The sequence below is a fragment of the Herbaspirillum sp. FG34 genome (assembly GCF_057809315.1).
Window position 1 is genome coordinate 42748 of sequence record NZ_JBMDJS010000018.1, and the last position, 23240, is coordinate 65987.

At 58.1% G+C, this 23240-nt stretch carries 34 protein-coding genes; 2 read left to right on the forward strand and 32 right to left on the reverse strand.

The genetic code is table 11. The annotated features are described in order from the left end of the window. Positions 1-695: 695 nt before the first annotated feature. The 10 genes from ACODSZ_RS19305 to ACODSZ_RS19350 all read right to left on the reverse strand — a co-directional run bounded on the left by ACODSZ_RS19305 (position 696) and on the right by ACODSZ_RS19350 (position 7106). On the reverse strand, positions 696-1217 hold the full coding sequence (locus ACODSZ_RS19305; RefSeq protein WP_488928296.1) for a hypothetical protein: 522 nt from the start codon (positions 1215-1217) through the stop codon (positions 696-698). A 194-nt stretch (positions 1218-1411) separates the two neighbouring features. Beyond that, the gene (locus ACODSZ_RS19310; protein WP_488928297.1) at positions 1412-1759 is read right to left on the reverse strand and encodes a hypothetical protein; all 348 of its coding nucleotides are present in this window, start codon (positions 1757-1759) and stop codon (positions 1412-1414) included. 574 nt (positions 1760-2333) lie between these two features. Further along, positions 2334-2612, reverse strand: a complete 279-nt coding sequence (locus tag ACODSZ_RS19315; RefSeq protein WP_488928298.1) for a hypothetical protein — start codon at positions 2610-2612, stop codon at positions 2334-2336. Positions 2613-3983: 1371 nt separating this feature from the next. Next, a complete protein-coding gene (locus ACODSZ_RS19320) occupies positions 3984-4349 on the reverse strand; it encodes a DUF1353 domain-containing protein (RefSeq protein WP_488928299.1) in 366 nt (121 codons plus the stop codon). A 4-nt stretch (positions 4350-4353) separates the two neighbouring features. After that, a complete protein-coding gene (locus ACODSZ_RS19325; protein WP_488928300.1) occupies positions 4354-4770 on the reverse strand; it encodes a hypothetical protein in 417 nt (138 codons plus the stop codon). 44 nt (positions 4771-4814) lie between these two features. Continuing rightward, positions 4815-4985 carry a hypothetical protein gene (locus tag ACODSZ_RS19330; protein WP_488928301.1) on the reverse strand — a complete coding sequence of 57 codons (171 nt, stop codon included), beginning with the start codon at positions 4983-4985 and terminating at the stop codon, positions 4815-4817. Between the two features lie 2 nt (positions 4986-4987). Continuing rightward, positions 4988-5530 carry a hypothetical protein gene (locus tag ACODSZ_RS19335; protein ID WP_488928302.1) on the reverse strand — a complete coding sequence of 181 codons (543 nt, stop codon included), beginning with the start codon at positions 5528-5530 and terminating at the stop codon, positions 4988-4990. A gap of 37 nt (positions 5531-5567) precedes the next feature. Continuing rightward, positions 5568-6071 carry a BRO family protein gene (locus ACODSZ_RS19340; RefSeq protein WP_488928303.1) on the reverse strand — a complete coding sequence of 168 codons (504 nt, stop codon included), beginning with the start codon at positions 6069-6071 and terminating at the stop codon, positions 5568-5570. Positions 6072-6171: 100 nt separating this feature from the next. Beyond that, the gene (locus ACODSZ_RS19345) at positions 6172-6825 is read right to left on the reverse strand and encodes a glycoside hydrolase family 19 protein (RefSeq protein WP_488928304.1); all 654 of its coding nucleotides are present in this window, start codon (positions 6823-6825) and stop codon (positions 6172-6174) included. After that, complete coding sequence (locus tag ACODSZ_RS19350) at positions 6810-7106, reverse strand: hypothetical protein (RefSeq protein WP_488928305.1); 297 nt, start codon at positions 7104-7106, stop codon at positions 6810-6812. The genes ACODSZ_RS19345 and ACODSZ_RS19350 overlap by 16 nt, the downstream gene beginning before the upstream one ends. Positions 7107-7277: 171 nt before the next feature. Between ACODSZ_RS19350 and ACODSZ_RS19355 the strand changes: the two genes are divergently transcribed. Then, positions 7278-7589, forward strand: coding sequence for a hypothetical protein (locus tag ACODSZ_RS19355; protein WP_488928306.1), 312 nt, complete (start codon positions 7278-7280; stop codon positions 7587-7589). 40 nt (positions 7590-7629) lie between these two features. Beyond that, positions 7630-8388: an FkbM family methyltransferase gene (locus tag ACODSZ_RS19360; RefSeq protein WP_488928307.1), complete on the forward strand. Its 759-nt coding sequence runs from the start codon at positions 7630-7632 to the stop codon at positions 8386-8388. Here ACODSZ_RS19360 and ACODSZ_RS19365 read toward each other — a convergent pair. The 22 genes from ACODSZ_RS19365 to ACODSZ_RS19470 form a co-directional block, all read right to left on the reverse strand. After that, positions 8385-8672 (reverse strand): hypothetical protein, encoded by a 288-nt coding sequence (locus tag ACODSZ_RS19365; protein WP_488928308.1) that lies wholly within the window; start codon positions 8670-8672, stop codon positions 8385-8387. The two genes, ACODSZ_RS19360 and ACODSZ_RS19365, sit on opposite strands and share 4 nt — an antisense overlap. A gap of 11 nt (positions 8673-8683) precedes the next feature. Beyond that, entirely contained in the window at positions 8684-9412 is a 729-nt protein-coding gene (locus ACODSZ_RS19370) for a hypothetical protein (RefSeq protein WP_488928309.1), read from the reverse strand. A gap of 9 nt (positions 9413-9421) precedes the next feature. Then, positions 9422-10084, reverse strand: a complete 663-nt coding sequence (locus ACODSZ_RS19375) for a DUF2612 domain-containing protein (protein WP_488928310.1) — start codon at positions 10082-10084, stop codon at positions 9422-9424. A gap of 1 nt (position 10085) precedes the next feature. Beyond that, positions 10086-11264 carry a baseplate J/gp47 family protein gene (locus ACODSZ_RS19380; protein WP_488928311.1) on the reverse strand — a complete coding sequence of 393 codons (1179 nt, stop codon included), beginning with the start codon at positions 11262-11264 and terminating at the stop codon, positions 10086-10088. Further along, positions 11261-11614 carry a contractile injection system sheath initiator gene (locus tag ACODSZ_RS19385; RefSeq protein WP_488928312.1) on the reverse strand — a complete coding sequence of 118 codons (354 nt, stop codon included), beginning with the start codon at positions 11612-11614 and terminating at the stop codon, positions 11261-11263. Before ACODSZ_RS19385 ends, ACODSZ_RS19380 begins: the two co-directional genes overlap by 4 nt. Before the next feature lie 10 nt (positions 11615-11624). Then, positions 11625-12368 carry a Gp138 family membrane-puncturing spike protein gene (locus ACODSZ_RS19390; RefSeq protein WP_488928313.1) on the reverse strand — a complete coding sequence of 248 codons (744 nt, stop codon included), beginning with the start codon at positions 12366-12368 and terminating at the stop codon, positions 11625-11627. Between the two features lie 33 nt (positions 12369-12401). Next, complete coding sequence (locus ACODSZ_RS19395; protein ID WP_488928314.1) at positions 12402-13376, reverse strand: phage protein; 975 nt, start codon at positions 13374-13376, stop codon at positions 12402-12404. A 7-nt stretch (positions 13377-13383) separates the two neighbouring features. Next, positions 13384-13572, reverse strand: a complete 189-nt coding sequence (locus tag ACODSZ_RS19400; protein WP_488928315.1) for a hypothetical protein — start codon at positions 13570-13572, stop codon at positions 13384-13386. A 211-nt stretch (positions 13573-13783) separates the two neighbouring features. Beyond that, a complete protein-coding gene (locus ACODSZ_RS19405) occupies positions 13784-14104 on the reverse strand; it encodes a phage baseplate plug family protein (RefSeq protein ID WP_488928316.1) in 321 nt (106 codons plus the stop codon). Then, complete coding sequence (locus tag ACODSZ_RS19410; protein ID WP_488928317.1) at positions 14104-14679, reverse strand: phage baseplate protein; 576 nt, start codon at positions 14677-14679, stop codon at positions 14104-14106. Before ACODSZ_RS19410 ends, ACODSZ_RS19405 begins: the two co-directional genes overlap by 1 nt. Then, complete coding sequence (locus ACODSZ_RS19415; RefSeq protein ID WP_488928318.1) at positions 14676-16367, reverse strand: phage tail tip lysozyme; 1692 nt, start codon at positions 16365-16367, stop codon at positions 14676-14678. Before ACODSZ_RS19415 ends, ACODSZ_RS19410 begins: the two co-directional genes overlap by 4 nt. Then, positions 16360-16539 carry a DUF6889 family protein gene (locus ACODSZ_RS19420; protein WP_488928319.1) on the reverse strand — a complete coding sequence of 60 codons (180 nt, stop codon included), beginning with the start codon at positions 16537-16539 and terminating at the stop codon, positions 16360-16362. Before ACODSZ_RS19420 ends, ACODSZ_RS19415 begins: the two co-directional genes overlap by 8 nt. 5 nt (positions 16540-16544) lie before the next feature. Continuing rightward, on the reverse strand, positions 16545-16991 hold the full coding sequence (locus tag ACODSZ_RS19425; protein ID WP_488928320.1) for a phage tail assembly chaperone: 447 nt from the start codon (positions 16989-16991) through the stop codon (positions 16545-16547). A 2-nt stretch (positions 16992-16993) separates the two neighbouring features. Continuing rightward, positions 16994-17434, reverse strand: a complete 441-nt coding sequence (locus ACODSZ_RS19430; protein WP_488928321.1) for a tail tube family protein — start codon at positions 17432-17434, stop codon at positions 16994-16996. Positions 17435-17448: 14 nt separating this feature from the next. Further along, positions 17449-18921: a DUF3383 domain-containing protein gene (locus ACODSZ_RS19435; protein ID WP_488928322.1), complete on the reverse strand. Its 1473-nt coding sequence runs from the start codon at positions 18919-18921 to the stop codon at positions 17449-17451. A gap of 12 nt (positions 18922-18933) precedes the next feature. Continuing rightward, on the reverse strand, positions 18934-19524 hold the full coding sequence (locus tag ACODSZ_RS19440; protein WP_488928323.1) for a phage neck terminator protein: 591 nt from the start codon (positions 19522-19524) through the stop codon (positions 18934-18936). 3 nt (positions 19525-19527) lie between these two features. After that, complete coding sequence (locus tag ACODSZ_RS19445; protein WP_488928324.1) at positions 19528-19899, reverse strand: hypothetical protein; 372 nt, start codon at positions 19897-19899, stop codon at positions 19528-19530. Positions 19900-19901: 2 nt separating this feature from the next. Then, entirely contained in the window at positions 19902-20453 is a 552-nt protein-coding gene (locus ACODSZ_RS19450; RefSeq protein ID WP_488928325.1) for a hypothetical protein, read from the reverse strand. Positions 20454-20477: 24 nt separating this feature from the next. Next, complete coding sequence (locus ACODSZ_RS19455) at positions 20478-20861, reverse strand: DUF4054 domain-containing protein (protein ID WP_488928326.1); 384 nt, start codon at positions 20859-20861, stop codon at positions 20478-20480. Between the two features lie 9 nt (positions 20862-20870). After that, positions 20871-21332 (reverse strand): STY1053 family phage-associated protein, encoded by a 462-nt coding sequence (locus ACODSZ_RS19460; RefSeq protein WP_488928327.1) that lies wholly within the window; start codon positions 21330-21332, stop codon positions 20871-20873. 11 nt (positions 21333-21343) lie between these two features. Beyond that, a complete protein-coding gene (locus tag ACODSZ_RS19465) occupies positions 21344-22411 on the reverse strand; it encodes a DUF2184 domain-containing protein (protein WP_488928328.1) in 1068 nt (355 codons plus the stop codon). A gap of 74 nt (positions 22412-22485) precedes the next feature. Further along, entirely contained in the window at positions 22486-23235 is a 750-nt protein-coding gene (locus ACODSZ_RS19470) for a structural cement protein Gp24 (RefSeq protein ID WP_488928329.1), read from the reverse strand. Positions 23236-23240: the final 5 nt, after the last annotated feature.

Here is a 23240-nt window from a genome sequence, read left to right on the forward strand (position 1 = left end):
CCTCAAGAATGTCTATCTCATGCCGGATTCGGTAATACTCTCTCTCCCCCCTGATTTTTCCTCGATTCAGAACCTTCTGCAGAACTTGATTTTCCTTGGCGCAAAACTCCGGGTAGTGCTTAAGCGTAGCATTACTCCATGCCATCGATAATATCGCTCTCCACTCACGAGGCACCCCTTGTATCACAATGGGCAGCTCTCGCCACCCCTGCTCGAGACCTGACGCGATTTGAGAGGGAGTAGGCTTCGGAACGAAAGTGCGAACCTTCGCGACAAACATCCGAACTCCGGCGAACGTGTCATACAGTTGCCTGACTCGTTCGTCGGGAATCCCCTTGATAGCATCAGCAAAGGCCTCAGACGCGGCACAAAGCTTTTCGACTTTTGACATAGCGTAAAATCAAATATGTGTAATGCTGGGTGACGATAATGTATCAGCTCATATCGGCCAGTTAAAGGATGCTTCTGGCCGATAGCGAACATCTTGGCTCAAAAAAGTAACGGAGTAGCCCGATGTGAAAGCGGGCTATGCATCTAGCAAATCACGCTGAGGAGTTGATGGACGTGGGGGCGGGATTTGTCCGTTATCTACCCTTCAGAATAAGCTGAAAGACAGGCTTATTACCCAAAAGCACGTCTAGCGACTAAGGTCCGCTTCTGGCCGGTAGCAGACATGGCTGCCTGTAAATACGGACCTAATCGCACATAACGTCAGTAGCGACAATTACCCAATGCGTCGCCGGTCTATCTATCTCAAAGCTAGAAATGCACGGTCCACCATCAGAGAATTCAATCCCGATTCCTCCTGCGTATAGACGTGAGACATGAACGTCCCAAGCTTCTCTCCTCGCAAGAACAATAGCCGCTCCCGCTACCTGAACTGCTGCAAAGTGCCCATGCTCATCATAACTTCCAGTGTCTACACTATGGATTGTTTCCGCAGTATGCGAAATTACGTACTCATAGGACTGATAATTGTCTCCACATAGCATTTCAAGCGCCAGACGAGAGGCAAGCGCCGGTTCATGATTTGTGGCAAGAACATGTATTTCGGCCTCTATCCGCTGGCGCTCAGAAGAAACGCAGGCATTTGGATATCCTTGAAATCTGTCATTAAAGGGGGCTGGTTTTAATGGGAAATTCTGTGCGTAGGCAGATGAAAAAAGGTTGAGCGCAGACAGAATCAGTATCGTGATGGCAGGGCGATATCTTTTCATTTTTGGCAATCCTGGTTGGCCACGACCATGATGGCCTCATTGCCAACGATGGCTATATTGTCTTCTTCTGGCCGATTGCGGACATCTTAGCCGAAGAGGATTCTCGCAGGAATGGACAGACTCGAGACCTGGATAAACAGCCAGCAAACTATGCTGAATAGTTGATGGACGAGGGGGCGGGATTTGTCCGTTATCTACCCTTCAGAATCAGTTGAGAAATAGCTGGAAAGGTCCGCTTCTAGCCGGACGCTGTCTTCCTGAAAGCGTCGAACTACCATACGAGGGTCATCATGCTTGGCCCGTATCTTGTCAGAGACGAAACCGAGGTCACAGCCGAAGCAATAGTAGCCATCGACAAATTGCTCTAGAGGCGCATTGCCGATTTTCTCTGGTTTGCATTCATCAACCGCAATTTGATCTTTGCGCCTATATCCAGCGCGCTCTTCTGAAAAAACATTCGGACTCGCTCGACCAATGAGCACTGTTTTCTTACGAACATTGGTACTTGAGCCACATTTTGGACAGGCTTCAATATTATCCATCCTAAATTTCCATCAGACTTGATCGCTTTTCACGGCAGCTTCTGGCCGATTGCGGACCTAGCGTTTTTTGATAAGGCAATTATCTCTGAACCGACCTCCTGGAGAAGGCACGGAAAATCAGATAGGCCAGAAAAATGACCAAAATTAAAAATACGCAGAACGGCCAGATGTTAAACGTGCCAAGGACAAGGACGCCAGGCTCTCCAACTATCCGGTAATGCTCTCCATCCCGAGGTATAGGTATGGAGAAAATTCCTAGATATGAGTCCAATATGAAGTAGCAAGCGTAACTCGCCACACCGGTGGAAAAAAAATAGGTCCAAGGACGTGAAAGATTGCGCCAAAAAAACGCCGCCGCTACTGCCGCACAGAACAGAGGGAGCACCATTATCAAAATGGATTCCAAGTCCATTTGGTCTAGCAGCATCAAGATTGCAAGGCCGATGGCGAATATCGTTAGAGCAGATCTGGACGCTAAAGATGGATTCTTCATTGAATCATTTGAATGAGGTATTGATTGTCTACTAGGTTCGCTTCTGGCCGATTGCGGACCTTATTTTATTGATTTTATTGACTACACCTTTTCTCTCTCTTCTTTACGCTTTCGATATTCGGCTATATCTATGCGGCCATCTACCAAGGCGGCGACATCGGGATCAGAGTGCGAAGAAAATTGCTTCAATGCGGTTTTGAATCTAGAACCTACCCCTAATAGCCAAACGACAAAGAATATGAGCGCCAGCCCTAATAGGTTGCGATAAGACAATGTTGTCTTTGCGACGATTTCTGGAGCAAAAAAGATAAGCAGCCATGCAATATAGAACGCTGCCAAATCCCAATATTTTTTGAGCACGACATTCCCCCCTCTCCAAGTTTGAATCTATGTTGAGCGGCGGCTTCTGGCCGATTGCGGGAGCCCCTACATGGCGCAGGCCGCTTCACTGGGTGACCATGCCCAAGCAGCCACAAGATTTCCGATAACCGGGAAAAATATAAATGCAACGCATAGCAAGATTCCGGCGGCGAAAGCACTTCTTCGGAACCGCAATACCTTTACCGGGGAAATAAGCGATTCCGTAAGCGGACCTAGATAATAGAAAACGTTAGCGAAAATCAAAAAGAAGAGGAAAAAAATTCCCCCAAGAAAAAGGCTGGGCAGCGTTATTTCCAAACACGGTAGGCGAGACTCAAATACCCACCATACAACGAGTAAAGAAAAAAAAGATACGGGAGCAGCCGACAACAAGATTCGATTAAATAACGAGCGCCTCGAACTCCACCAGGCCTTGGGAGCAAGGTTTTCCATTGTTTCTGCCCTCTGAATGACTGAATGAAAAGGCCGCTTCTGGCCGAGGCTGTGTAAAAACGTAATCACCCGGAAAATCGTGGGTAGGGGACCGCTGACGTGCAGCAGGCGCGCCTACTGGTGGCCGAGCTCTATGGGAAAATCGATATCGTCACCGATGGCGAATGTCTGGGCTGAATACAACAATGCCGCTGAGAAGCTTTTGATCGCTTCTAGCGGCATGTCTCTAAAACTGGTTGCGGGGGCAGGATTTGAACCTACGACCTTCGGGTTATGAGGCCGAATCATGCAACTGCTGTTTATATAAATCAATGACTTAGCGACGCCCGTTGCGTGTCATTTGCAGGGAAATGCAGGGGAATGCGTAGGACACTCACGCAAAACCCACGCAGTCGGGAAAAAGAAAGTCACGCACACATCATGGCTTTCCCGCACTTTCGCAACGCTTGCGCCGCACCTCGGAATCAAGGAAAAACGCAACAAGTAACGCTCCCACTCCCGATATTAAATTGCATCCCACCATTGCAAGGATCAATACATCATCATCATCTGGGCCAAGCCAATGTGATAACGAAGCGAAAACACCGATACCCAAGATCAAGAGCACCGCACCTATCTTAGGGTATTCGCTCAATTTCTGCCTGAAACCACGCCCACTTGTACAGTCCGACTGAATTTCTTGTTGGCGAACTTGCGCCCCTCGCTCCCTATGCGCGGTCATATTCTATAGCCCAGTAATATTATTTATCCCCCGAACGTCAGCCGTTTAGCTGACAGCACAATATTAATTGCAAAATGATTAACCGTCAGTCAACTGTCAGGTTTTAGCGACAAATTCATTTCGAATTAGAATGCTTCGCCTTGGCGTAATTACAAAAAAAGCCCCCGAGCCTCCATATAGGAAGCCCGGGGGGAATTTCATTTCCAGTGTGACCAGCCGAATACACGCACGCCAGCCCACATCAGCCAGCGGCGCCAGGTTGGGACGTTGGTTATGGCGCTGGCCTCGCGCAGTACTGCATCCGCCGTGCGCCGGTCAACTGGATGAGGCACGCTGTACAGAAAATCGTGCAGGGCCGCAGCCTCGTTCGAGGTATCACCGGTCAGCAAGAAAATCACCGGCAGGCGCGGTACAGATGCCAGATCGGTCTGGAAGCCGCCCGGTACCACAAAAATCCTGCTTGCCACATCAGATTGATAGACCAGCGGCTTGACCAGGATCCACTGGCCATCGTCCTCTTCTGTAGCGTTCTCCAGCACCAACTTGGTCAGGAACTTGGCCATGGCACTACTGCGCCAGCGCGGCGCTGACTGCCACCTGGGCCACGGTCAATGCGGCCGATGCCGCCGCCTTGTTCGCCGGATCCAGCGGCGCAGCATTCACGATCTTGATGATGACGGGGAAGGCAGCCTGCACAAAATCGGATACTGACGTGACTTCCACGGTCGAGGAAGCCGCCGCTGCGGTGCAGACCTTGGTGGCCAGGGCCGAGGCGGTATTCAGATCGGCCAGCTGGTCAGCGGTCAGGACAGACTGCTGGGCCTGCAGGGAGAGGATGGTCGGCTGGACGACGGCACAGGCTTTTTTTACCTGGATCACCAGTTTGGCCATAACCACAGCCGGATCCTGCTGGGTGGTGGTCGAGGTGCAGGCGGCCAGCAGGAATGCGGCGGCCAGCGCCGCCAGAATGGCAAAGCGTTTCATGGGAGCTCCTGAGTTGGGTTGGCCGGGCTGGCCAGGGTTGGGAATTACTGCTGCGGCGGGATGGTGGTGGTGACTGCGTGGAACAGGCCGAGGCCGACCAGAACGTCACGCAGCACGGTCAGATAGTCAGCCGCCGGCGCAAAACCGGTCACTACCAGGGCGCCCCACACGGCCAGAATGGCCACGGCGCCCCAGAACTTCTTGTCGAAATTCATGATTACTCCTCATCGGGGGTGAAAACGAAACCGGCCTTGCGCGGCCAGGCCTGGAAGATCCACTCGGGGAAAGACATGCCGTGGATGGCGTGCCCCTCAAGCCGGTGGAATTTGCTGTGCAGCACCAGCATGTTGGCCATGCTGTCCACGAAGAGCTCCGGCTTATCCGGATCGAAGGCAGCCCAGTCGAAGCCGCGGGCAGCGGCCAACTTGGTGATGATGAAGATCAGCGACTGCTCAGCCGGGAAAGTTTCACCAGTCGGCTGGTCGGTATGTGGATCCAGCACCGGCAGCCGCGTGATCTGGCCCAGGGCCACGGCCTTGACCACCACCCAGTCCACCGCATCCGCGAATGCCCATTCCACGAAGAAATGGTGATACTCGGTGCCCTCGGCATGGCCGCTGATCGCGCACGGCAACTTGGCGGCGTGGCCAGCGTGCTTGGTATGGAGGAACGTGGCCGACTCGGTGCGCGGGGGATGATCCGGGTAAAAGACCTGCTCGGTGAGCGTGTCGTGCTTCAGGTGTTCGTTCGGGATGTCCATGGCGATCGCCCAAAAAAAAGCCCGGCGCTGGGCCGGGTTAGGTAAGTTGGAGGGAGGGTTGTAACTGGCTGAGAATTTCCTCAACCCGATCGCGCTTCGGCGGCATGACGCGCTTATGCTCGTTCAGGCCGCGTCCGCATAAACTGGCAAAGCGCTGCTGCGCCAGTTCGTCCGCCTTGGCCTCGTAGTAGAGATGCACAAGGGATTTCTGCTGATCGTTTTGCGACTCAATCAGGTCCAGTACCCAGCGGCGGAATTCTTGACCTTTCCCCGTACGTGCAAACATTGCAACTAAATGCGCACCGCGAAGCGTGAAAAACCGAGTCTGCGTTTTTAGATTCCCCGAAATGCCCAAAGTGGGCATCTCGAAGAGTCGGGTCATGGATGCCGAAAATTCTGCCTTATGCCGGTCGTACAACCGGGTCACCTTGCCAGGCTCTGCATATCCGAGTGCGCGTGCGATATCTGCGGCGCCGACCCAGCGCTGGCCATCCCGCTCAATGATGCGAAGGCTGTTGTCTTGGAACATAAGTTCTCTCATGTCAATCTCCGTGCCTGCAAATGAAAAAGCCACCGGATGCGCAGGCTAGGCATCCGATGGCCTTTACAAACTGCGTTTCAACCGCAGTTCAGAATTGGTTCTAGTGCAGTACTTGCTTCGCGTTCTTGAAGATGGCCAGGCGCTTGGCGTAGTCCATCGAGTCGCCCACGGCCGCAGTCTTCCTGCCGATGTTGATCACGTCACAGGCACCGTCGAAGTCACCGGCATCGGCATACTTGTTCAGGTCATTGATGTGCCAGTAATAGGCTGCAGCGCGGGCCGCTGCCTCGGGCATTTCCAGGAGCTCCGGGTGCGCAACGCAGTCGAGGTGGAGAGCCATCATCAGCGCGATGTAGTTGGTTTTGCCTGTCGTCATCAGCAGGCCGCGCCCTCGGAATAGATACCCTTCCCCGCTGGCCTCATCGCCGTTGCCCATCCGGTTGCAGTAGACCGCGTTCCCCATACGCTCGGGATTCCCTGCCAGCTCAGCCGCACGCGGCACCAGCGAGCGCCAGCGCGAACCGGCCGGCGAAGCGTTACCGATCTGGCGGATCCGGTCGGCGCTGTAATTGAGGTTCTCCACCAGGGTGGAAAGCTGCCCGGATTCAGCGCCAACGTTGGCCAGGAACATGCCCTGGCGCTGCGCGGTGTCGATGCCGAACTCGCGCATGGCTGAATTCAGCGGCCCCAGAAAAGACGATGCCCGCATCGAGGCGGGCATGATCTGGCGCAGCTGGTCTATCGTGAGGTCCATGGGATACGTCCTTTCAATCGGTCGCATGTGGCGACATATAGCCAGGGAATGGCATACAGGCCAGCGACACCAGCATTCATGGCCACCACCTCCACATGAGGTTCTGGATAGCCGCAGAGCGGTCGCAGCATAACGCCGAGCGCCCCGGTGGCGAGCACTGATGCGAAAACGCGATCAAAGTGATGCTCCGCCCCCGGAGTCATCTCGTTGAGGATGCAAAGCGCGCGGGCCATGATCATGCCCGCAGCCACGAAATTGATAATCAGCAGGTAATTGGTCATTGGGGTGCTCCTGGTTGTGGATTACCCCCTCCTAATTTTCCCCGAGCCCATTGGATGGCATATGGACCAAGCGTCTGCGTGCTGGCACCGATGGCGAATGCACTAAACAATCGCATCTGGTCCGGGATGCTTGCGGTCCACCCAAATACACTGGACTGCGCGGCCCAGGCCATGAACATCGGACCCACGTACCCTGCCGTCAACGTGCTGGTGATCAACGTAACGATCATCCGCATGATTGATGTCTGCCGAGTGATCGAAAGCCCCAGGCACCCTCCGCAAAAACCGGCCAACAGCAGGTCATACTGCAGCCCAAGAAACGATCCGGTCAGCGTGACCGTGCCCACAGCCACGGCGTACCCCGTCGCCGCGCTGGTTGTTGGTTCTGGCATTGAGCCCCCAAATGAAAAAGCCCGCGCAGGGCGGGCTACTTTTTACTATGAAGAAACTTGCAATTTCAATATGTTATATTTCACGGCATAGATGTACGGATATCCTGAAATAATTAATAGAAAATCAAATCATGAAATTTAGTCCTACTTCAAAATTCTTCAAATTAATGAGCAGGATCGAACGAGCAGCGGCTTTAGCTCAGGGCAAAGGCTATGGGGCGATAACGATGGAGCAAGAGGTCTTATTGCTAAACAGTCTCCTTAAAACCCCAGCCAAGCTAGCTATTGACGTTGGCGGAAATATCGGCAACTACACAGCCGAACTTCGCAAGCTGTCTCCATCCCTGGAAATTCATACCTTTGAACCTTCCCAAATCAATGTGCCAAAGCTGAATTCTCGTTTTGGCTCAGATACCGCGATCACAATCGTCCCATGCGCCCTTTCAAACACAGCTGGAGAAACGACCCTCTTCGCTGATGAGGCTGGATCCGGAATGGGCAGTTTGACAAAAAGGCGCCTTGACCATTTTGGCCTGACATTCAATGCTTCCGAAGAGATCAAAACTTTGCGCTTCGAAGACTATTGGCGTAATCAGCTCCAAGGAAGACAAATTGATCTGGTGAAAATTGACGTGGAAGGACACGAATATTCCGTGTTGTCTGGATTTGGCGATGCGCTTCCAAACGCAAAGGTCATTCAATTCGAGTTTGGGGGAACCGATATTGATACCAGAATTTTCTTACAAGATTTCTGGTATCTGTTTGCCAGCTATGATTTCGAAATCTACCGGTTCACCCCTTATGGCCTTCAGCTCATTCCAAAGTACATGGAAAATGAAGAGTGCTTTGTCTACACCAACTTCGTAGCTGTCAACAAAAGCTTGCCTTAAGCTGGCGGTAACGTAGCGCGCAAAGCAGCGATCTGATTGTCCAGATCCTGCAGCCATCCCCCGTCATGACCAAGCGCTGCCTCACGCATTCGCCGAGGAGTTGCCTCGATTTCGAGCGCAACGATTTGAGCGATGATTTCTTCGCGCCGCGATGGCGGCGGAGGTGCCTGGAGTCGCCCGGCTTCTTCGTCGGAAATTGGACTGCAATCCTCCGGAAGAAGGTATTCGAATTCAATCGAATCTAAAAAATAGACCTTGTTGTTCGAATCTTTGTAATAAGGCATTTCAGTTCCTTTTAGTATTCAACCCATCCACCGATACCACCGACTGCTGTAACCGAATAGGTAGCTCCTGGCGGGACAGGAAAGCCTACAAAGCTGGTGCCGGTAATTCCTGCCGGTTGGGGAATTGCCATATATGCGACGGTAATTCCACTGACAACTGCAGTGAGCGAAGTGTTCTGCACATTTCCAGTCCACACAGACACCCAACGCTCGCGTGGAGATGTGTTGGTGTAAGTGGTGCCAGAAACGCGACTTCCTGCAACGTTCTGAGGCGTCCGTGCAATCAATCCTTTTACCCAGCTCGTGCTGGGAGGATTGACGCTGCTGTCTGCATAGGTTGGGTCGGAGGCGGGGGTGACGACGGAGCCCTGCAGATATCTTCCGTCGGCATACTGACGGTTCAAAACCTGGCTGTTTCCTGCAGCGCCCGAAACGGGATTCGCTGCACTGAAAACCTGACTACTGTCGCCATTCAAGGCAGCGGTCGCCGCCTTCAGGTTTGCCAGCAGTGTGCTGGTGGTGCCGTCATCAATCGCGTCCGCTCCCGTACGATCGACGATCAGCTGCGCCAGCACGGCAGCCATGATGCTGGATTGGCGCCATACCTTGTTCAATTGTGCCGATTGCGCAGTACCAGAAGAAAAACCGGCGGAGCGAGCTGCCAGGCCCGAGTAGGTCACCTGATCAATGACGTTTGCATCGCCTGCGGTACCGAACGGAAGGAAGTTATTGACTGCCATGTTGTTCCTTTAAAGAGTGCGGGCCCAGGCACCGGTGTCGAAGCCGGCCACAAACTGGTTATTCATGTCGAATCCGAAAAGTGGGGCACCGTCAACGGTCGTGACGACTGAGATGGAAACCCTCACGCCGGCTGGTTTGATGGGGATGTATCCACCGGCCAAAAGCGCCAGGAACACGGGTGATGGAATGGCCCCGGACACTCCGATGGTCATCGACATGTCCTGGTGGTCTTCGATGAACACGTGAGTGCCCGAATCAAAAATGCTGTTCAAGATCGCGGCAGAACCCGCTAAGGTTCCATCCCAATGGTTCGCTCCGATCTTGGCCTTAATGAGGAGTCGGTAGGTCTCGTCATCCAGCGTTGTGAGACCGGTGTCTGGGTCAAATGGTCCTTTCCAAACGCCCTGATCAAAACCGATTCCCTCGATGTCAAAGGAGAAGTAGACGCCGACCAAGGGAACTCTGATGCTCCGTGAGATGCCGACCCATTCCCCAACCGCATCGAGTTGCGCGCCGATCGCTAGATCCAAGTCAAAGTTGAACGGCATGCCCTCCAAAAAATTGATTCCGTCGACCATGGGCTGGCAGACGGCCTCTACCATGGCCATAAATTTGGGTTTCTGATTATGACCCGACGTGATCAGATCGGTGTAATCGGTGATATCTGCCATGTCATGTCACGTCCAGGGTGATGGAGGCCAGCGAGGCACTGGCGGCCTCGTTGAACAGCAGCGAGGCATCTGGGGTGCCCACGCCGTGCGGCCCGGTCAGGACCAGCGAAACGATCTTAAAAGTCGACGAGCCATCCACTGCCTTGGCAGCTGCAATGCAACTATCCCATTCGACGCACGCTGCTTGGCCACCACCGATGCCGGTGCCATTGATGTAGTCGACGATGGCCTGCTGCGCAGCGGTACCGACAAGCGACGTATAGCCGGTCAATGCCTTGATCGTGAGCACTGCCGTGATCGGGGCATTCGTCGGACGGAAGTAATTGATGGTGATTGGGCGACCATAGATATCTGTGACCACCTGGGACGTTGTCCCGTAGGTGGGCGTGCCAGGCGTCTTCTTGGCCGCAATTGCATTGGCAATCGCCAATGAGTCCCCCCCCTCCACCACCAGAGAGATCGAGTGCTCAGGGATGCCGTTGCTGTCGGTGCTGTCGGTATCATTCTCGTAGCCACGATACCGGGTAACTCCTGAGACCCCGGCCACCGCGCCGACGATTCCGTCGAAGACAGTCAGGGATGGAATGGCCGTCGAGATCTTCTGGCGCGCCCTCAGCGCTGCATCGGTCTCCACCTCGTCACCTGGTACCGCATCGGCCAAATTGCTCGCGGTCTGCCATCCACGGGTGGGTGTGTTGATCGTATTGATCGTTCCAGCTGCTGCCTCTATCGCGCCGATGGTGGTACAGGTTGCCGTCACCGTGACGAATCCGGCTGGCGGGATGTTCACGCTGGACGGGAGCGCCCAGATGTTGTTGTTCTGGTCGCGGACTGAACCGCCGTTGATGGGGGTTCCAGCTTGGCCGACGATCAGAATATCGGCCGTGGAGTAGCTGGCGCTGTTCTTCTTGATGCCGTTGATCTTCACGTTGCTGGCCAGGGCTTCATCCTGCGCCGTCGACGGGCTGAAGGAGCGGTAGATCGCAATGGAAACGGCATTGGCATCGTTGATCGCCGCGGCAAAGACACCCAGCAGCTGGCCGTCCTTGCTGTCATTCTCGAGATAGACATCCTCACCGTAGATCGCGCGGTACTTGGTCTTGAGAAAGTCCAGGATGTCCGCATAGGTGGGCGCCGTGATGCCGTTGGCGTCAATGGTCGGTGCAGTCGTCGTGATCACAGTAGGCTCTGGACTTGGGTTGTTCCGTAGATCGTGTCGATGGTGGCGTTGACCGATAGATTTCGGCTGTCAGCGCTTACGGTGCTGCTGTAGGCGGTCAGGCGCTGCACACCTGGCGTACGCAAGATGCGCTGCCGGATTGCCGCGTCGTATGTGGTTGCAGTGTTCTTTCCCAGCACCTCGGTACTCCATGGCGTGCCATCGCTGGTATCCACGAACCATTCACCCTTGAAAAGCTGCAGCCGCGTGTTGACCGCCTGGGCGACGGCCTCCGGGCTGTCCTTGTAAAAGTCGAGTTCCTGCCTGCCGAAGACGTAATCGCCGTCGGCATCCTCTTTTCTGTACCGCATGGAGGTTTCCTCAGTTCACGGAGCTGGTTGGATTGCCGGTCGTCGTGGTGGTATGGGTGTGCGTGTCGTCCACGCGCTTGCCATTGGCGGTGATCTGGCCGATCACATTCAAGATCCCGGTGAAGACGGCAGCGGCACCGCTGGCCGACGAGCCCACCATACCGGCGATGAAGGTGAAAACACCCTTGACCAGGACCGATCCGGAGAACGAACTGTGCGGTGCCACCACATCAAAGCCACCAGGGGCAACCACCTTGATCTCGCCGGTACTGGGGTTCAGGTCAATGAAGGTGGCCCCATCGTCCGAGCGCAATTGCGCGGAAGTGGTGCTGACGTTGGCCAGGGCACGCGGCCGGGAGCGGAAGCCCAGGATGGCAAAGCCATCCGACAGGTCGTGCATGCGTAGCTCCGCCTGTTCCTGAATCCCGCCAGACTGCCACCAGCTGTCGATGCACCGGGAGGCGAACACCACCAGACACTCATCGCCCTGCGCGACCGGGAAGGTCATGCTGCAGCCGCCGGCGCCGGGAAACTGCACCGGGCAATCCAGAAGTAACGGGAGCGAGATACTGGCAAACGTTCCGTTCACCTGGCGCACCAGCATCTTGATGGTGGGTTGCGCGCTGCAGGTTTGCGCATCCGGGTCGAATGACTCAATAATGCAAGGCAGAGCCGTCCAAATCCCGCTGCGTAAGCCGTCGAAAGCCTCGCGCAAGGCGGTTTCTGGGTCCGCTACCCGTTCTCGTCGATCCATAGATTCGGTGGAAGTGTTCGAAGATCGTTGTCGCTAGCCGAACTTCTTGATGATGGCCACGTCTGCAGGCGGCACCGTGTGCTTGTCCTTGAAGCTGTCTGGGAGCACCGTGACATCGGCCGCCAGGCAGATGACGTCGGTATAGAAGTCCTGTCCGCGTGTATCCCCGTGGTGCTCGGCCGTCATGACGTAGTAAAAGCCGTCATCTTGAATCTTTGCCTGCAGCCCCACCCGGAAGTTCTGCGCCTGCTGCTGCGTATTCAGGCTGTATTCATAGCGCTGGATGCTGGCGTTGTCCAACCAGATCAGTTGGCTGATCTTCACGTAAGGATTAAGCAGCATCTTGACCGTGATGCCATTCTGGGTCTGCTCCGGCAGGCCGACCATGCCCGTCTCCGATGTGATGACCGGGATGTTCCCGGGCCGGTATGAGGTCTCCGGCACCAACTGCACCTTGCCGTCCTGAATGCTCCACACCGCCTGCGCCGTGCGTGCCGCACCCCGCATGAAGTCCCGGGCCATGCCGAACATAACCTTGCCGCGCGGCAGCGGGTTCTTCGGCACTTCGAACATGTAGTCGAGGCTCACGCCAAAAGGTTCCATGGCAGTACAAGCGGCCCTGACGCGTTGATCAAGCGTCGACCCCGCTGCCAGCGAGGTATTCACCACCGCGAAGTTGTAGGCGCTGTCACCATCGGCCGCCGTGATGTCCAGGTAGGTATCCGTCTGGTTTTCCCTGCCACGCCGGACCTGCTTGATGGTGCCATCGAAGATGATGCCGAAGTTGCCCTCGTAGCCCGCCTGCAGCACGATGCGCGTGAACTCCTGCTCGATACGCTGTCGGGTGGTTTCCGAGACGTTGTAGACGCGCGCGCGCAACGAATTTGGGGTCTGCAGGTCGCCGCGTCTCACATCGAACACGATGCGCAACTCCGACAGGTCCAGCGCTGCACCAGCATCCTGGCCGACGATCAGCGATACCTTTCGGCCGTATTGCATCGTGCTCATGGTGACCTCAATGCAAGAGCGGCAGAAGGCTGCACAGCGCGGCTGCCAGCTTGTCGAATGCTGCGCACAGCACATAGATGCCGATCGCGAACATCACCCAACGACTGTATGGAATATCCATCTTGACCCCTTTCAGCCAATCGATGGCCAGCTTGATTCCAGGCCGTCGAGTGCTAGAATTCTTCTCATGTTTCATTTGCCTATGTTTCCGATAGGTGGTGGAAATAGAAAGCCCGCTGATGCGTCAACATCAGCGGGCTTTTGCTTTTGCGGCTTGCCACGCGCGAGATCAACGTGGCCGAAGTATGTCTTTTTCCGGATCCCGAAAAGTGTCGCCGTGGGTACCCTCTTTCGGTTTTATTGCTTTACTACCTGTTTTTTTCCTCAAAATGAGGCTGCTTTATTGATCAGGTGCTATCAGTCACCCAGAACACATGCGATCCGACACCCAGATCCTCATAGGTGGGCGTGTTGTCGGGATCGCCCGCACCCTGAACCCAAAGGCGGCCGGCGAAGCCGAGATAGTCGTATTGCTCCAGCAGATTGCACCCGGTCACCAGCGGGAGGCCGTTGACCAGTGAATTCCCATTCACGTCGGCAATGTCCAGCACCCAGCCTGCGCCGCCCGCTGCACGGTACTGCACGGTCATCTGGTAGGTGACGTTTCCCAACGTGACCGAGAACTTCTGGGGCGTCGGATCCAGCGGGATTTCAAAGAAGTTCGGCATCACATGTTCTCCGGCGAAACCGTGCCGCCGGGCGCGGGCGTTGCGGGCAGCGCAGCCTTCACCCCAGTGTTTTGGGTTTCAGCGGTCTTCTCCGGCTGCGCCTGGTCGGTGCGGGCCGGCAACGACGTCGCCCGCGTATCCACGATCCGGACGGCCTTCAGCGTGGCCTGCGCCATCAGGGCGTTACCCGTGCGCGGATCCCGTTTCACCACCAGCGATTTGAAAAGCATGCTGTCGTAGATCCGCATGCTGGTCATCACGCTGAATGGCTGCGCGGTCTCCTGCAGTTCCAGCAGCTGCGAGTACACCAGCTGGATGTAATCCGACGACGGAAGCGATCCACCGGAGAAGATGCCCTCGGCGGTACCCAGGAGCGCGGCGTAATCCGCATTGCTCCATCCGCACTGGATGGTGACCATGGGATTGCGCTTGAAGGCGTGATCGGTGATCTCCGCGCCCCGCTCCACCGGGTGCTCGGTGATCTGCATCTCGTCCTCCCAGGTCTCCTCGATGGCCACCTGGATGGCGATCGGCCCGATTTGCTTCGGGGTGATGAGAACGTTGTCCAAGATCACTGAATTGCCCCTTGCAGGTTTCTCACGATGTCGGCGTTGACGCCGCGCTGGGCGGCGGATACCGCCTGGGCGGCACCATTGACATCGCTGACCCCGTAGATGTTGATGCTGGTCTGCTGGGCCAGCTCCACGGCCGAAGCGCCTCGACGGGCTGCCTCGCCCTCGGTGTCGCGCGGGCGCTCGTAGTACCGGGACACGATGTCGCCGGCCTGCTGGGCGTTTTGCGCGGCACGCAGCAGCTGGCCAGCGCGCTGCTCGGCACCCTGCGTCAGCTCATAGTTCACGAACTGCAGCTGCTCCATCAGGCTGGATCCGCGGATATCCTTGCCGGACCAGGCCCGGAAATTGGCCTGGCGGTCGGGGTGCCACTGTCCGACCCCATAAGCATTGCCGCCGTCACCGGTGGCGCCGGGATTCAGGTTGCTCTCAGCGCGCAGGTTGGCCACCAGGCCCACGGCCTGCGCATGCGACCAGCCCATGCGCTGGAAGAAGCCAACGGCGTCCTGGGCATTTGCTGGAGGCTTTTGGCCAGATTGGATGCCGGCAGCGGCGCGGCGGCGAGCGAGCTCCTCATCCTCGCCGGAATTCAGGTCGCCACTGTGCAGCAGCAGGCCCAGACCGACTCCAGCCCTGGCCAACCAGGGAAACATCCTGGCCAGCAGCCCACCGCCCGCAGCGGCACCTGCAGCTGCGCCACCGCCTCCGGCAGCCGCACCGGCAGCGGCCGAGGCCGCGCTCATGGCGCGCAGAGCGGTGACCATCTTCCAGATTCCGGCCACCAGTTGGAATCCACCGAGAATCTTGAAAGCGGCAATGGCCAGCAGGATCTTCGTGCTCCAGCCGTCAGTAGCCTTGTCCAGGCTGATGAAGATATCGGCCAGGGCGGCCAGTGGCGGCCCCATGGCGGCGGCCGCATCGATGATGGCGGAGGCGATCAAGGCGATCCGATCAGCGATTGCCGGTGAGTTCTTCTCGAACCACTCGCGGAAGGCCTGCAGCTTCGGCCCAATCTTCTGGACCAGAGCCCCTTCCAGGCGGATTGCAAAGTTCTCGAAGGTCGTTCCCAGATCCCGCAGCTGGATCATGAACTGGTGAGCATCCTCAGCGGCCTTGTCCAGACCGTTGTTCTTGGACATCTCGCGGTACTGCTGCATGAAGCGGGCGAAATCGCCATTACGCATGGCCAGCAGCAGGTTCTGGTCGATGCCCAGCACATTGCCGTATTGGGACGCGAGCCAGGTGGGCCGCTTGCCCAGCTCCTGGCCGAGGTCCGACAGGATGTCCACCGTGTCGCGAAGCTGCCCGTTGGCGTCTCGCGTCTGCACTCCAATGGCCTGCAGGTAATTCTCTCCGGCCGGGTTCTCGCGCAGGAACTTGGCCAGGTTCTCAACCGTGCCGAAAGCGGCCTGGCTGCTGATGCCCAGATTCTTGGCTGCATACTCGAAGGCCTTCAGGCTAGTGGCCGCGGCCCCGGTGCGCTGGCTGACGAAATACAATCCCTCCAGTTTTGAGGCCATGGCCGAGACGCCGGCACCGATGGTCAGCGCTGCGCCCTGGATGGTGGAGACCAGGCGCACCACTCCCTTGGTCGCACCCTCCGCGCCCTCCTTGAAGTTCTTCAGGCCTTTTTCATCGACCTTGAAACCCAGGGCGACCAGGAACTCCTTGATGATCGCGGTATCAGCCATTTTCTTCGTTCCGCGCCCGGCGGCGCGCCTCTGCTTCGTTGTCAGCCTTCACGGCCATGGCATCGTTCATCAGGGCAATGTCGTGCATGCCGAGCGTCCCATCGATGATGGATTCATACCGGCAGACGCCGGCCAGTGCCGGCGCCAGCAGCCAGTCCTCACCATCCGGCAAGGACTTCAGCCAGCTGGTGTCTCCGGGCTGCCCCCCGGGCTTGTAAGCAGCCCTTGAATAAAAGGGCCCAGGTTCGCCACGATGCAGCGCACGGTGAGCGGGAGCATGACACCCAAGTCGATGTCATCGAACATCGGCCCCTTGGCCTGCTCGTTCCAGGCAGCTGTCCATCCATACTCGTTCTTCCGCTGAACTGCGGTCATGCAGGCACCCATCACGTATTCCGCATCGGCGTCATTCATCTCGGCCAGGGCATCGGCAAACGGCTGCAGCACTTCGGCCAGGCCATCCAGGTCGGCAGAGAGGGCGCCGCCGGCCGATTTCAAGCGGGTGAACAGGGGAATCAGCTTGGGGATGAGCGGCGCGATGCGGCGCGAGACGTGAAACTGTTTCATCGCGGACATTTTGCCGATGGAATAGGCCTTCCCGGCCACTTCAAGTTCGATTCCCATGATCAGTAGGTACCCAGGATGGAATCGATCTTGATCACATCGAAGACCCAGGCCACGATGTCGCCATCCTTGGCGTATTTCATGTCTGGAGCCTTCTTGAATGCGCACTGGCGGCCGGCATGGACGTCGCCGCTGGCCGAGTTGGTCACGGTGATGATGTTCTTACCGTGCAGGCGGCTATCCATGGTCTGGGCATTGTATGCAGCCATCAACAGCGCATTCACCGGTGCAGTCTTGAGGTAACGCAAGGTGATCTGGCCGGACTTGTCGGCATGCAGGCTGTGCATGCCCTCGCCATCACCGGCCATCGTCATGGTGTTCTTGTCGCTGTTACGCACGATATCGATGCCCTCTTCGGCAACCGCCTCGCCATAGCCGAGCGAAAAAGCGCCCGAAGGGCCAGCGAACGATGCCTGGACATCCAATAAGGAATAGGTTGCCATGTTTCAGCCTTTACTTAGCGGTTGACGTTGATCAGGATGTCGGCGGTGTGGATGGCGCCGGCTTCCTTGGCCGCGATCTGGAACGGCACCGACTTGCGTGCCTCGCGGTTCGACTGCGATTGCGATGCAATCGGCGGTGTATAGATGTAGTAGCCCTTGCTCAGGGTATCGCCCTGCTTCAGCACACCGAAACCGCCAGCGTTCCACACACCCGGCGCCAGGTAACCGTTGTTCACCGCTGCCTCGCAAGCACCCTCGATCACCGAAGCAATCAGGGCGTTACCTGCATCGGTCTGCGGGATCTTGGTCGTGCTCTGGTACAGGAGGTTGTAGACGTCGGTCTGCACACGGTTCTGGAACCAGATCGAGTTGTAGACCGAGTCGATGTAGATGCCGCTGGGGGTGATGCCGTACTGCACCACCGCCGTGTCGTTGTTGTATTCGACAAACACGTTGATACGCTTGGCCTGCAGCGTGTTGGCCTGGGTCGTGGTCAGGGTCTCAGCAACGATGCCGGGCTCCTGCTTGTACATCAGGGTGATTGTCGTGTTGTTCGCGTCGAAGTCCGTGGTCAGCAGGCGCCCCAGCAGCGAGACACCAGCGAACGGCATGCTGGAAAACTGCCCGAACGAATACTTGTAGGACTTGGCCAGCATGCGGCTGGCAATGTCGGTGGTGCTGGTAGGATCCAGGACCGCGGCGGTGGTGGTTGAGACCACATGGAGGTGCTTCTGGTCGGCTTCGATCAGGTCACACACCGCGATCAACTGGTCATCGGTGAGCGAGGTATCGGCAAACGCCAGGCCCAGGAACTGATTCGAGAAACGATCCAGGAACAGCGACACGCAGGCGTCAGGTTCCTCGGCCACGATGCCGTCGACCGGCGCAGGTGCAAGCGCACTGGTCATGCCCAGCATGGCGGAGATATCGGTTCCGGAGCCGGTTGCGCTTGCATAGCTGACCGTCGAATTGGTACCGGTGGTCGGCGACGTGATCACGAACTGGATTCCGTTCCACACGCAGACTGCTCCGGCGAGGGCCGTGGTGATGATGGTGGCCACGCCATTCAGATTGCTCACGCTCGAAAAATCCAGAGCAGATAGAGTTTTCACCGTGTCATCAATGGTGATGTGGAATGAGCCAGCGGTAACGGCCTGCCAGGTCGCCAGCGCCTGCTGAGCAGTCGAGAGCGCAGCACCGCGCAGCAGACCTGCCGTAGCAGTCTTGGCCCAGCGGCCGATGCTCAGTTCGGACGGCTGCGGGGTCTGCTGGAAATACAGCAACGCTGCCTTGTACTCGGGATCGGTGGTGCTGAAGTCAGCGCCCACCTCGTCAATGCCGCCGTAGGTGCGCTTGCGCTCGGCGGTATCGATCACAGCGGTAGCACCCAAGAGCAGCGCCGTGTTCAGGTTCGCGCCTTGGGCCGCTGCCGGCGACATGTTGATGGTGACGTTGATCAGACGCGACACGGGCAATCCATTGCTCATGGTGGCCTTCCTTTATTCGGTGATGGTTTGGTTCGAGGTGATCGGCGTGCTGCCGTCAGTTTGCGTCTGCACTTCGGCCGACAAGAGGTTCAAAACTGGGTAGGTGCGCTCGATCTTGCGGCGCAGCCGGATGTTCAGGTCATACCGGCGAATCCACTGCTGGTTGACCAGGTCGGGCACCGCCCGAATGACGTCGGCATCAATGAAGCGCATTCCCTGCGCCCCGATAGCCTCGTTGTTCTGGGGGATCGTCAGGCCATCGGCCAGCGCCTGCGCGAAGCCCTTGGCGCCCGGTCCGTAAAAGCTGCAGAGCACCGACAGGTCCTGGTGGCGGATGTAGACGTCATTGCCCTGGCCAGCCGGATCGTGCTGGATGGCTGGGCTGGCGTCGTTCTGCTGGCTCATCACGCCGAACGCGCACCAGTTCACGCCCGGCTCCGGCTGCTTGGGCACTGTTGGCTGCCAGCGCGGCCTGACCATGTCGCCCGGCAGGCCGGTGACGCCCTCGATCAGGTCGTGCAGCAGATTGTCGAGGGCGTCGTCTTCCAGCGGCGGCGAGGCAACAGCCGGCACCAGGTAGCCGCCTGTTGCGCTCGTGTTCATGGTCTATCCGGAGAGTGGTTTCAGATCACAGGTCGCGGCGACGAAGCCGCGGCCAAAGTGGGAGTAATTGTTGACGTTCGAAACGGTGTAGCGATTGCCTTGCCATATCACCTCATCGGCATCTCGACCGGGACCACCGTCTTGAAGTCGGTATGTGGTGTGGATCGTGATGGTCCCGTTGATCAAGCTGCCGTCAGCGAGTCTCCTCAACAGATCACCACTGTCGCTGGTCACCACGCCGGCAAATGGCGTCTGCGTCTCGGTGTTCGTGGCCCGGCCATCGTCGCCGACGACTTGGTCCTGCCGGCAGCAGATGATCCCGAGATCCATGAAATCGGGATCCAGCAGCACGTCGTTGACATCAAGCAGGGCCATGGTCAGCTTTTCTTCCGAATGACATAGGTGATTGAATTGCGCAGCTGGCCAGTGTCGACCAGCGGCTTCGCATATTCAGTGCTGGGCTCCATGCCCCCCGCGCGCCGCTCCAGTTCCAGAGCCGCACCCTTTCGTCCGCGCCGTGCGCGCTGGCGCAGTGTGGCCTCGGAGAGCGCTGGGCCGATGCCGCTGTTGATGCGTGCGCGCACCGCGTTCTGGGCTTCCAGGCCCGCCCGCCCCATCTGGGACTCGGCACCGCTCTTGTCGCCGTTCAGCACGGCTTCCGCCGCCTTGCCCAAGCGGCTGGCCACCTTGTCCTGCACGCTGGCCACGCCAGGGACCAGGAACGGCCGCGCCGGCACGTTGTGCTCGGGCATGCCCGTTTCCTGTAGGTAGCCGATGACGGCGTTGCTGGGTGGCGGCATCCCGCCGTCGTCGTCCGGCTCCCGCTCCGGCGCGCTGTCAGGGATACCGACGAGCACGTCCTTGCCCGCCAGGTCGTTGATTGCCTGGAGTACCTTTGCGAGGTTGTCTATCTTGATGAAATCTGGCATGGCCGCCTTGTTGGCGGCCGGGCGTTATACCTGCAGGCCGCCGGCGCCGAAGAGTTTTGCGAGAGAGGCGTATCGAACGCCGTAGGTGGTGAGGTTCCAGAAGCCTGCGCCGTCCACCGTAGCAGCACCGGTGTCGTAGCTGGCGCTGACCTTGTCGACAGATTTGCTCGACTGCGGCCCCGTCATCAGGCCGGGTATGCCGCCGACCGAGGAGGCCAGCTCATCGCGCCGCGCCAGCACCAGGTGGTGAGCGGCAACCAGTTCCACACCCTGGTCAGCCAGGCCACCCCAGCGCACACGGTTCACCAGGTTCTCAGCGACCGTCAGCCAGAATGTGACCTGGGCATCGGTATAGATGCCCGTGTCGCCGAATTCTGGAAAGTCTTGCCTGAAAGTCGCTGAGTCCATGGTTTCCCGTCACTTCTTGCTGTTTTTGGTGCCTTCGGCCTTCACATCAGCCGCCTTCTCGCGCTCGGTCACCGCGGCCTCGCGCAGATCGAGTGCTGCCGCTTTGGCCCGGACATCGGCCTCGGCATCTGCCAGGGCCAGATCACGCTTCTCCAGCTCCGCTGCCCTGGCCTTGGCGGCTTCTTCGGCCTCGGCCAGCTTCTTCTCACGCTCGACGAGGTCGGCCTTCTCCGCTTCCAGCATGCCGAGCTGCTTGCGCAGTTCCTGCTCGCGGCCGTCCAGCTCGACCAGCAGGGCTTCAGCTGCTTGGCTATCTTCGGACTGGACGCCGCCCGGGTCATCTCCGATGAAGTGCCGCGCATACCAGTGGTCCGCAACCTCTGCGGCGACCTCGTGCACGCCAACCCCGAACACCAGCTTTTCCGGCCCGTGCTGGAGCTCGAAGGGCGTATGGACATAGATTTTAGCCATTCGCCCTCTCCTCAGATACCGTCGCGGTAGCCCAGAGTCGTGCCGTAACGGAACTCGACCTGGCCGAAACGTGCCCAGTAGGTGGTGATCTGGAAGAGCGACCGGTATTCCAGCGGGGTACGCTGCAGTTCGGTCATCGGGAACTGGACATACTTCTTGTCCTTGTTGTACGCGACCATGCGGTCAACGGTGCCCAGCTGGCCCAGGGTGCCGCCCACGCCACCGCCGATCAGCCATTTCAGCGGCAGGATTTCCAGCGGGGTACCGGACTTGGTGCAGATGTTGTTCTCCAGCACATAGGTCAGGATCGACTGGTTACCAGCGAGGCTGACCAGCGTCGAGGCGATGTAGCCGTACTGGGCAGGCGGCAGCAGCAGACGGTTCGGCAGTACCTTCCAGCCAGCGTTCTGCCACGCGGTGGTCAGCAGCTCGTTGACATCCTTCAGGATCTCGTTCGGGGTCTTGGTGGTCCACTGCGGGGTGCCGGCGGCACCGTTGGCCACGTTCGACACGCTGCCCACCAGGCTGGTCGAATTGACCAGGCCGGTAAAGCCCTGGTTCGCGTCGCCGATATAGACGATGTTGTCCAGGTCCATGTTGCGTTTGAGGTTCATGGCCTCGACCTTCTGCGCATCGATCGGCATACCCAGCTTCTGAGCTTTCACCAGTTCGGGGACAGTGTACTTGACCTCGGCACCCCACAGGCGCATGGGTTGCGGAGTCTTGCCGATATCCAGCGATGGGCCGGCCAGGGCATTACCCTCGTTCGAAATCCAGTTCAGACCGCCCGGATTGATACCGCCGGACATCGCGAACGCGGAGTTGGTGAAGCTGGCCACTTCATCGGCGGCCGAGACGTCGGTGCGGATATCGATGTCGCGCGACCAGGTGAATTCGACCAGCGGCTCGTTGAGGGTCTGGTCCAGGCGTTCCAGCTGGCCGACCAGGAAAGCTCCGGTCGAATCGACGGTGGCCTGGTCATAGGTGTATTGCTGGTCACGGGTGTACGCGCGGGCGATGCGGCTCGACGCGACGGCGATCTCCCGGGCCTTGAGGTACTTCTGTACGGACATATCCATTTTTATGGCTCCAAAAATGCAAAACCCCGCCGAGGCGGGGTTCTGTGAGTTGATGCGCCTGGGGCGCCGGGAAATTAGTTGTCGACGGCCAGCTCGGTGATGCCGTAGGCGTCGGCCGGGCCAGTGAAGTACCAGCGGATGGGCATCAGGATCAGGTTCTGGCCGATGGTGAACGAGTCGCCAGCGACGAACGCGGTGCCACCAGCGGTGATCGTGAAGTTGATCTGTGCGTTGGTGTAAGCGGTGCCCACGGTGCCCGCCGGGAGCGCGGAGCCGTCGGGGGCAGTCACGTTGAACGCGGTGGCGCTGGTGAACTTGACCGCGTAGCTGCCGCTGGCGGGCGACGCGCCGGCAGAGATCGAGCCGACGGTACCGTTACCGGTGTTGGTGCCGGCGGTGACAGCAAATTCCGGAGCAGCCTCGAAGCCGCCGAGGGGCTTTCCGGAACTGGCGTTGGCGGTACGCACATACACGCGTCCGCCCTTGGTAGCGGCAGCATTGCCGCCCAGTGCCACGTTCACATAGCCGCGCTTCAGGATATCGGTCACACCGGAGGTCGGCGGGGTCGAGGTTCCCAGCGGGTCGGTACCATTGCCCTGGATCGGGTACGGGCGCAGATTCACCCCGTAGACCGAGGAGACGCCGTCGGAGGCGCTGTTGATCGGCTGGATCTTGCCGGACACCAGCTTCACCGGTACGCCGAAGGCGGTCGGCGGTGCAGCAGGATCGATGTGCTGGGGTTCGATGACAGCGGCTTCAGCGCGCTGCAGATCGCCGGCAAAACCAGCCGGCATGCGGTATTGATAGGCTTGCAGAGAGGGCATGACAG

What these genes read in the sequence shown, in the direction of transcription:
- ACODSZ_RS19450 (WP_488928325.1), bottom strand. Translation starts at nt 20,453, where the DNA reads ATGCCAGATTTCATCAAGATAGACAACCTCGCAAAGGTACTCCAGGCA.
- ACODSZ_RS19330 (WP_488928301.1), bottom strand. Translation starts at nt 4,985, where the DNA reads ATGAATTTCGACAAGAAGTTCTGGGGCGCCGTGGCCATTCTGGCCGTG.
- ACODSZ_RS19350 (WP_488928305.1), bottom strand. Translation starts at nt 7,106, where the DNA reads ATGACCAATTACCTGCTGATTATCAATTTCGTGGCTGCGGGCATGATC.
- ACODSZ_RS19445 (WP_488928324.1), bottom strand. Translation starts at nt 19,899, where the DNA reads ATGGCCCTGCTTGATGTCAACGACGTGCTGCTGGATCCCGATTTCATG.
- ACODSZ_RS19470 (WP_488928329.1), bottom strand. Translation starts at nt 23,235, where the DNA reads ATGCCCTCTCTGCAAGCCTATCAATACCGCATGCCGGCTGGTTTTGCC.
- ACODSZ_RS19460 (WP_488928327.1), bottom strand. Translation starts at nt 21,332, where the DNA reads ATGGCTAAAATCTATGTCCATACGCCCTTCGAGCTCCAGCACGGGCCG.
- ACODSZ_RS19325 (WP_488928300.1), bottom strand. Translation starts at nt 4,770, where the DNA reads ATGAAACGCTTTGCCATTCTGGCGGCGCTGGCCGCCGCATTCCTGCTG.
- ACODSZ_RS19465 (WP_488928328.1), bottom strand. Translation starts at nt 22,411, where the DNA reads ATGGATATGTCCGTACAGAAGTACCTCAAGGCCCGGGAGATCGCCGTC.
- ACODSZ_RS19405 (WP_488928316.1), bottom strand. Translation starts at nt 14,104, where the DNA reads ATGCCGAACTTCTTTGAAATCCCGCTGGATCCGACGCCCCAGAAGTTC.
- ACODSZ_RS19375 (WP_488928310.1), bottom strand. Translation starts at nt 10,084, where the DNA reads ATGGCAGATATCACCGATTACACCGATCTGATCACGTCGGGTCATAAT.
- ACODSZ_RS19425 (WP_488928320.1), bottom strand. Translation starts at nt 16,991, where the DNA reads ATGGGAATCGAACTTGAAGTGGCCGGGAAGGCCTATTCCATCGGCAAA.
- ACODSZ_RS19440 (WP_488928323.1), bottom strand. Translation starts at nt 19,524, where the DNA reads ATGAACACGAGCGCAACAGGCGGCTACCTGGTGCCGGCTGTTGCCTCG.
- ACODSZ_RS19370 (WP_488928309.1), bottom strand. Translation starts at nt 9,412, where the DNA reads ATGGCAGTCAATAACTTCCTTCCGTTCGGTACCGCAGGCGATGCAAAC.
- ACODSZ_RS19430 (WP_488928321.1), bottom strand. Translation starts at nt 17,434, where the DNA reads ATGGCAACCTATTCCTTATTGGATGTCCAGGCATCGTTCGCTGGCCCT.
- ACODSZ_RS19390 (WP_488928313.1), bottom strand. Translation starts at nt 12,368, where the DNA reads ATGGATCGACGAGAACGGGTAGCGGACCCAGAAACCGCCTTGCGCGAG.
- ACODSZ_RS19365 (WP_488928308.1), bottom strand. Translation starts at nt 8,672, where the DNA reads ATGCCTTATTACAAAGATTCGAACAACAAGGTCTATTTTTTAGATTCG.
- ACODSZ_RS19415 (WP_488928318.1), bottom strand. Translation starts at nt 16,367, where the DNA reads ATGGCTGATACCGCGATCATCAAGGAGTTCCTGGTCGCCCTGGGTTTC.
- ACODSZ_RS19335 (WP_488928302.1), bottom strand. Translation starts at nt 5,530, where the DNA reads ATGGACATCCCGAACGAACACCTGAAGCACGACACGCTCACCGAGCAG.
- ACODSZ_RS19455 (WP_488928326.1), bottom strand. Translation starts at nt 20,861, where the DNA reads ATGGACTCAGCGACTTTCAGGCAAGACTTTCCAGAATTCGGCGACACG.
- ACODSZ_RS19345 (WP_488928304.1), bottom strand. Translation starts at nt 6,825, where the DNA reads ATGGACCTCACGATAGACCAGCTGCGCCAGATCATGCCCGCCTCGATG.
- ACODSZ_RS19310 (WP_488928297.1), bottom strand. Translation starts at nt 1,759, where the DNA reads ATGGATAATATTGAAGCCTGTCCAAAATGTGGCTCAAGTACCAATGTT.
- ACODSZ_RS19340 (WP_488928303.1), bottom strand. Translation starts at nt 6,071, where the DNA reads ATGAGAGAACTTATGTTCCAAGACAACAGCCTTCGCATCATTGAGCGG.
- ACODSZ_RS19305 (WP_488928296.1), bottom strand. Translation starts at nt 1,217, where the DNA reads ATGAAAAGATATCGCCCTGCCATCACGATACTGATTCTGTCTGCGCTC.
- ACODSZ_RS19395 (WP_488928314.1), bottom strand. Translation starts at nt 13,376, where the DNA reads ATGAGCACGATGCAATACGGCCGAAAGGTATCGCTGATCGTCGGCCAG.
- ACODSZ_RS19400 (WP_488928315.1), bottom strand. Translation starts at nt 13,572, where the DNA reads ATGAAACATGAGAAGAATTCTAGCACTCGACGGCCTGGAATCAAGCTG.
- ACODSZ_RS19355 (WP_488928306.1), top strand. Translation starts at nt 7,278, where the DNA reads ATGAACATCGGACCCACGTACCCTGCCGTCAACGTGCTGGTGATCAAC.
- ACODSZ_RS19320 (WP_488928299.1), bottom strand. Translation starts at nt 4,349, where the DNA reads ATGGCCAAGTTCCTGACCAAGTTGGTGCTGGAGAACGCTACAGAAGAG.
- ACODSZ_RS19385 (WP_488928312.1), bottom strand. Translation starts at nt 11,614, where the DNA reads ATGCGGTACAGAAAAGAGGATGCCGACGGCGATTACGTCTTCGGCAGG.
- ACODSZ_RS19360 (WP_488928307.1), top strand. Translation starts at nt 7,630, where the DNA reads ATGAAATTTAGTCCTACTTCAAAATTCTTCAAATTAATGAGCAGGATC.
- ACODSZ_RS19435 (WP_488928322.1), bottom strand. Translation starts at nt 18,921, where the DNA reads ATGAGCAATGGATTGCCCGTGTCGCGTCTGATCAACGTCACCATCAAC.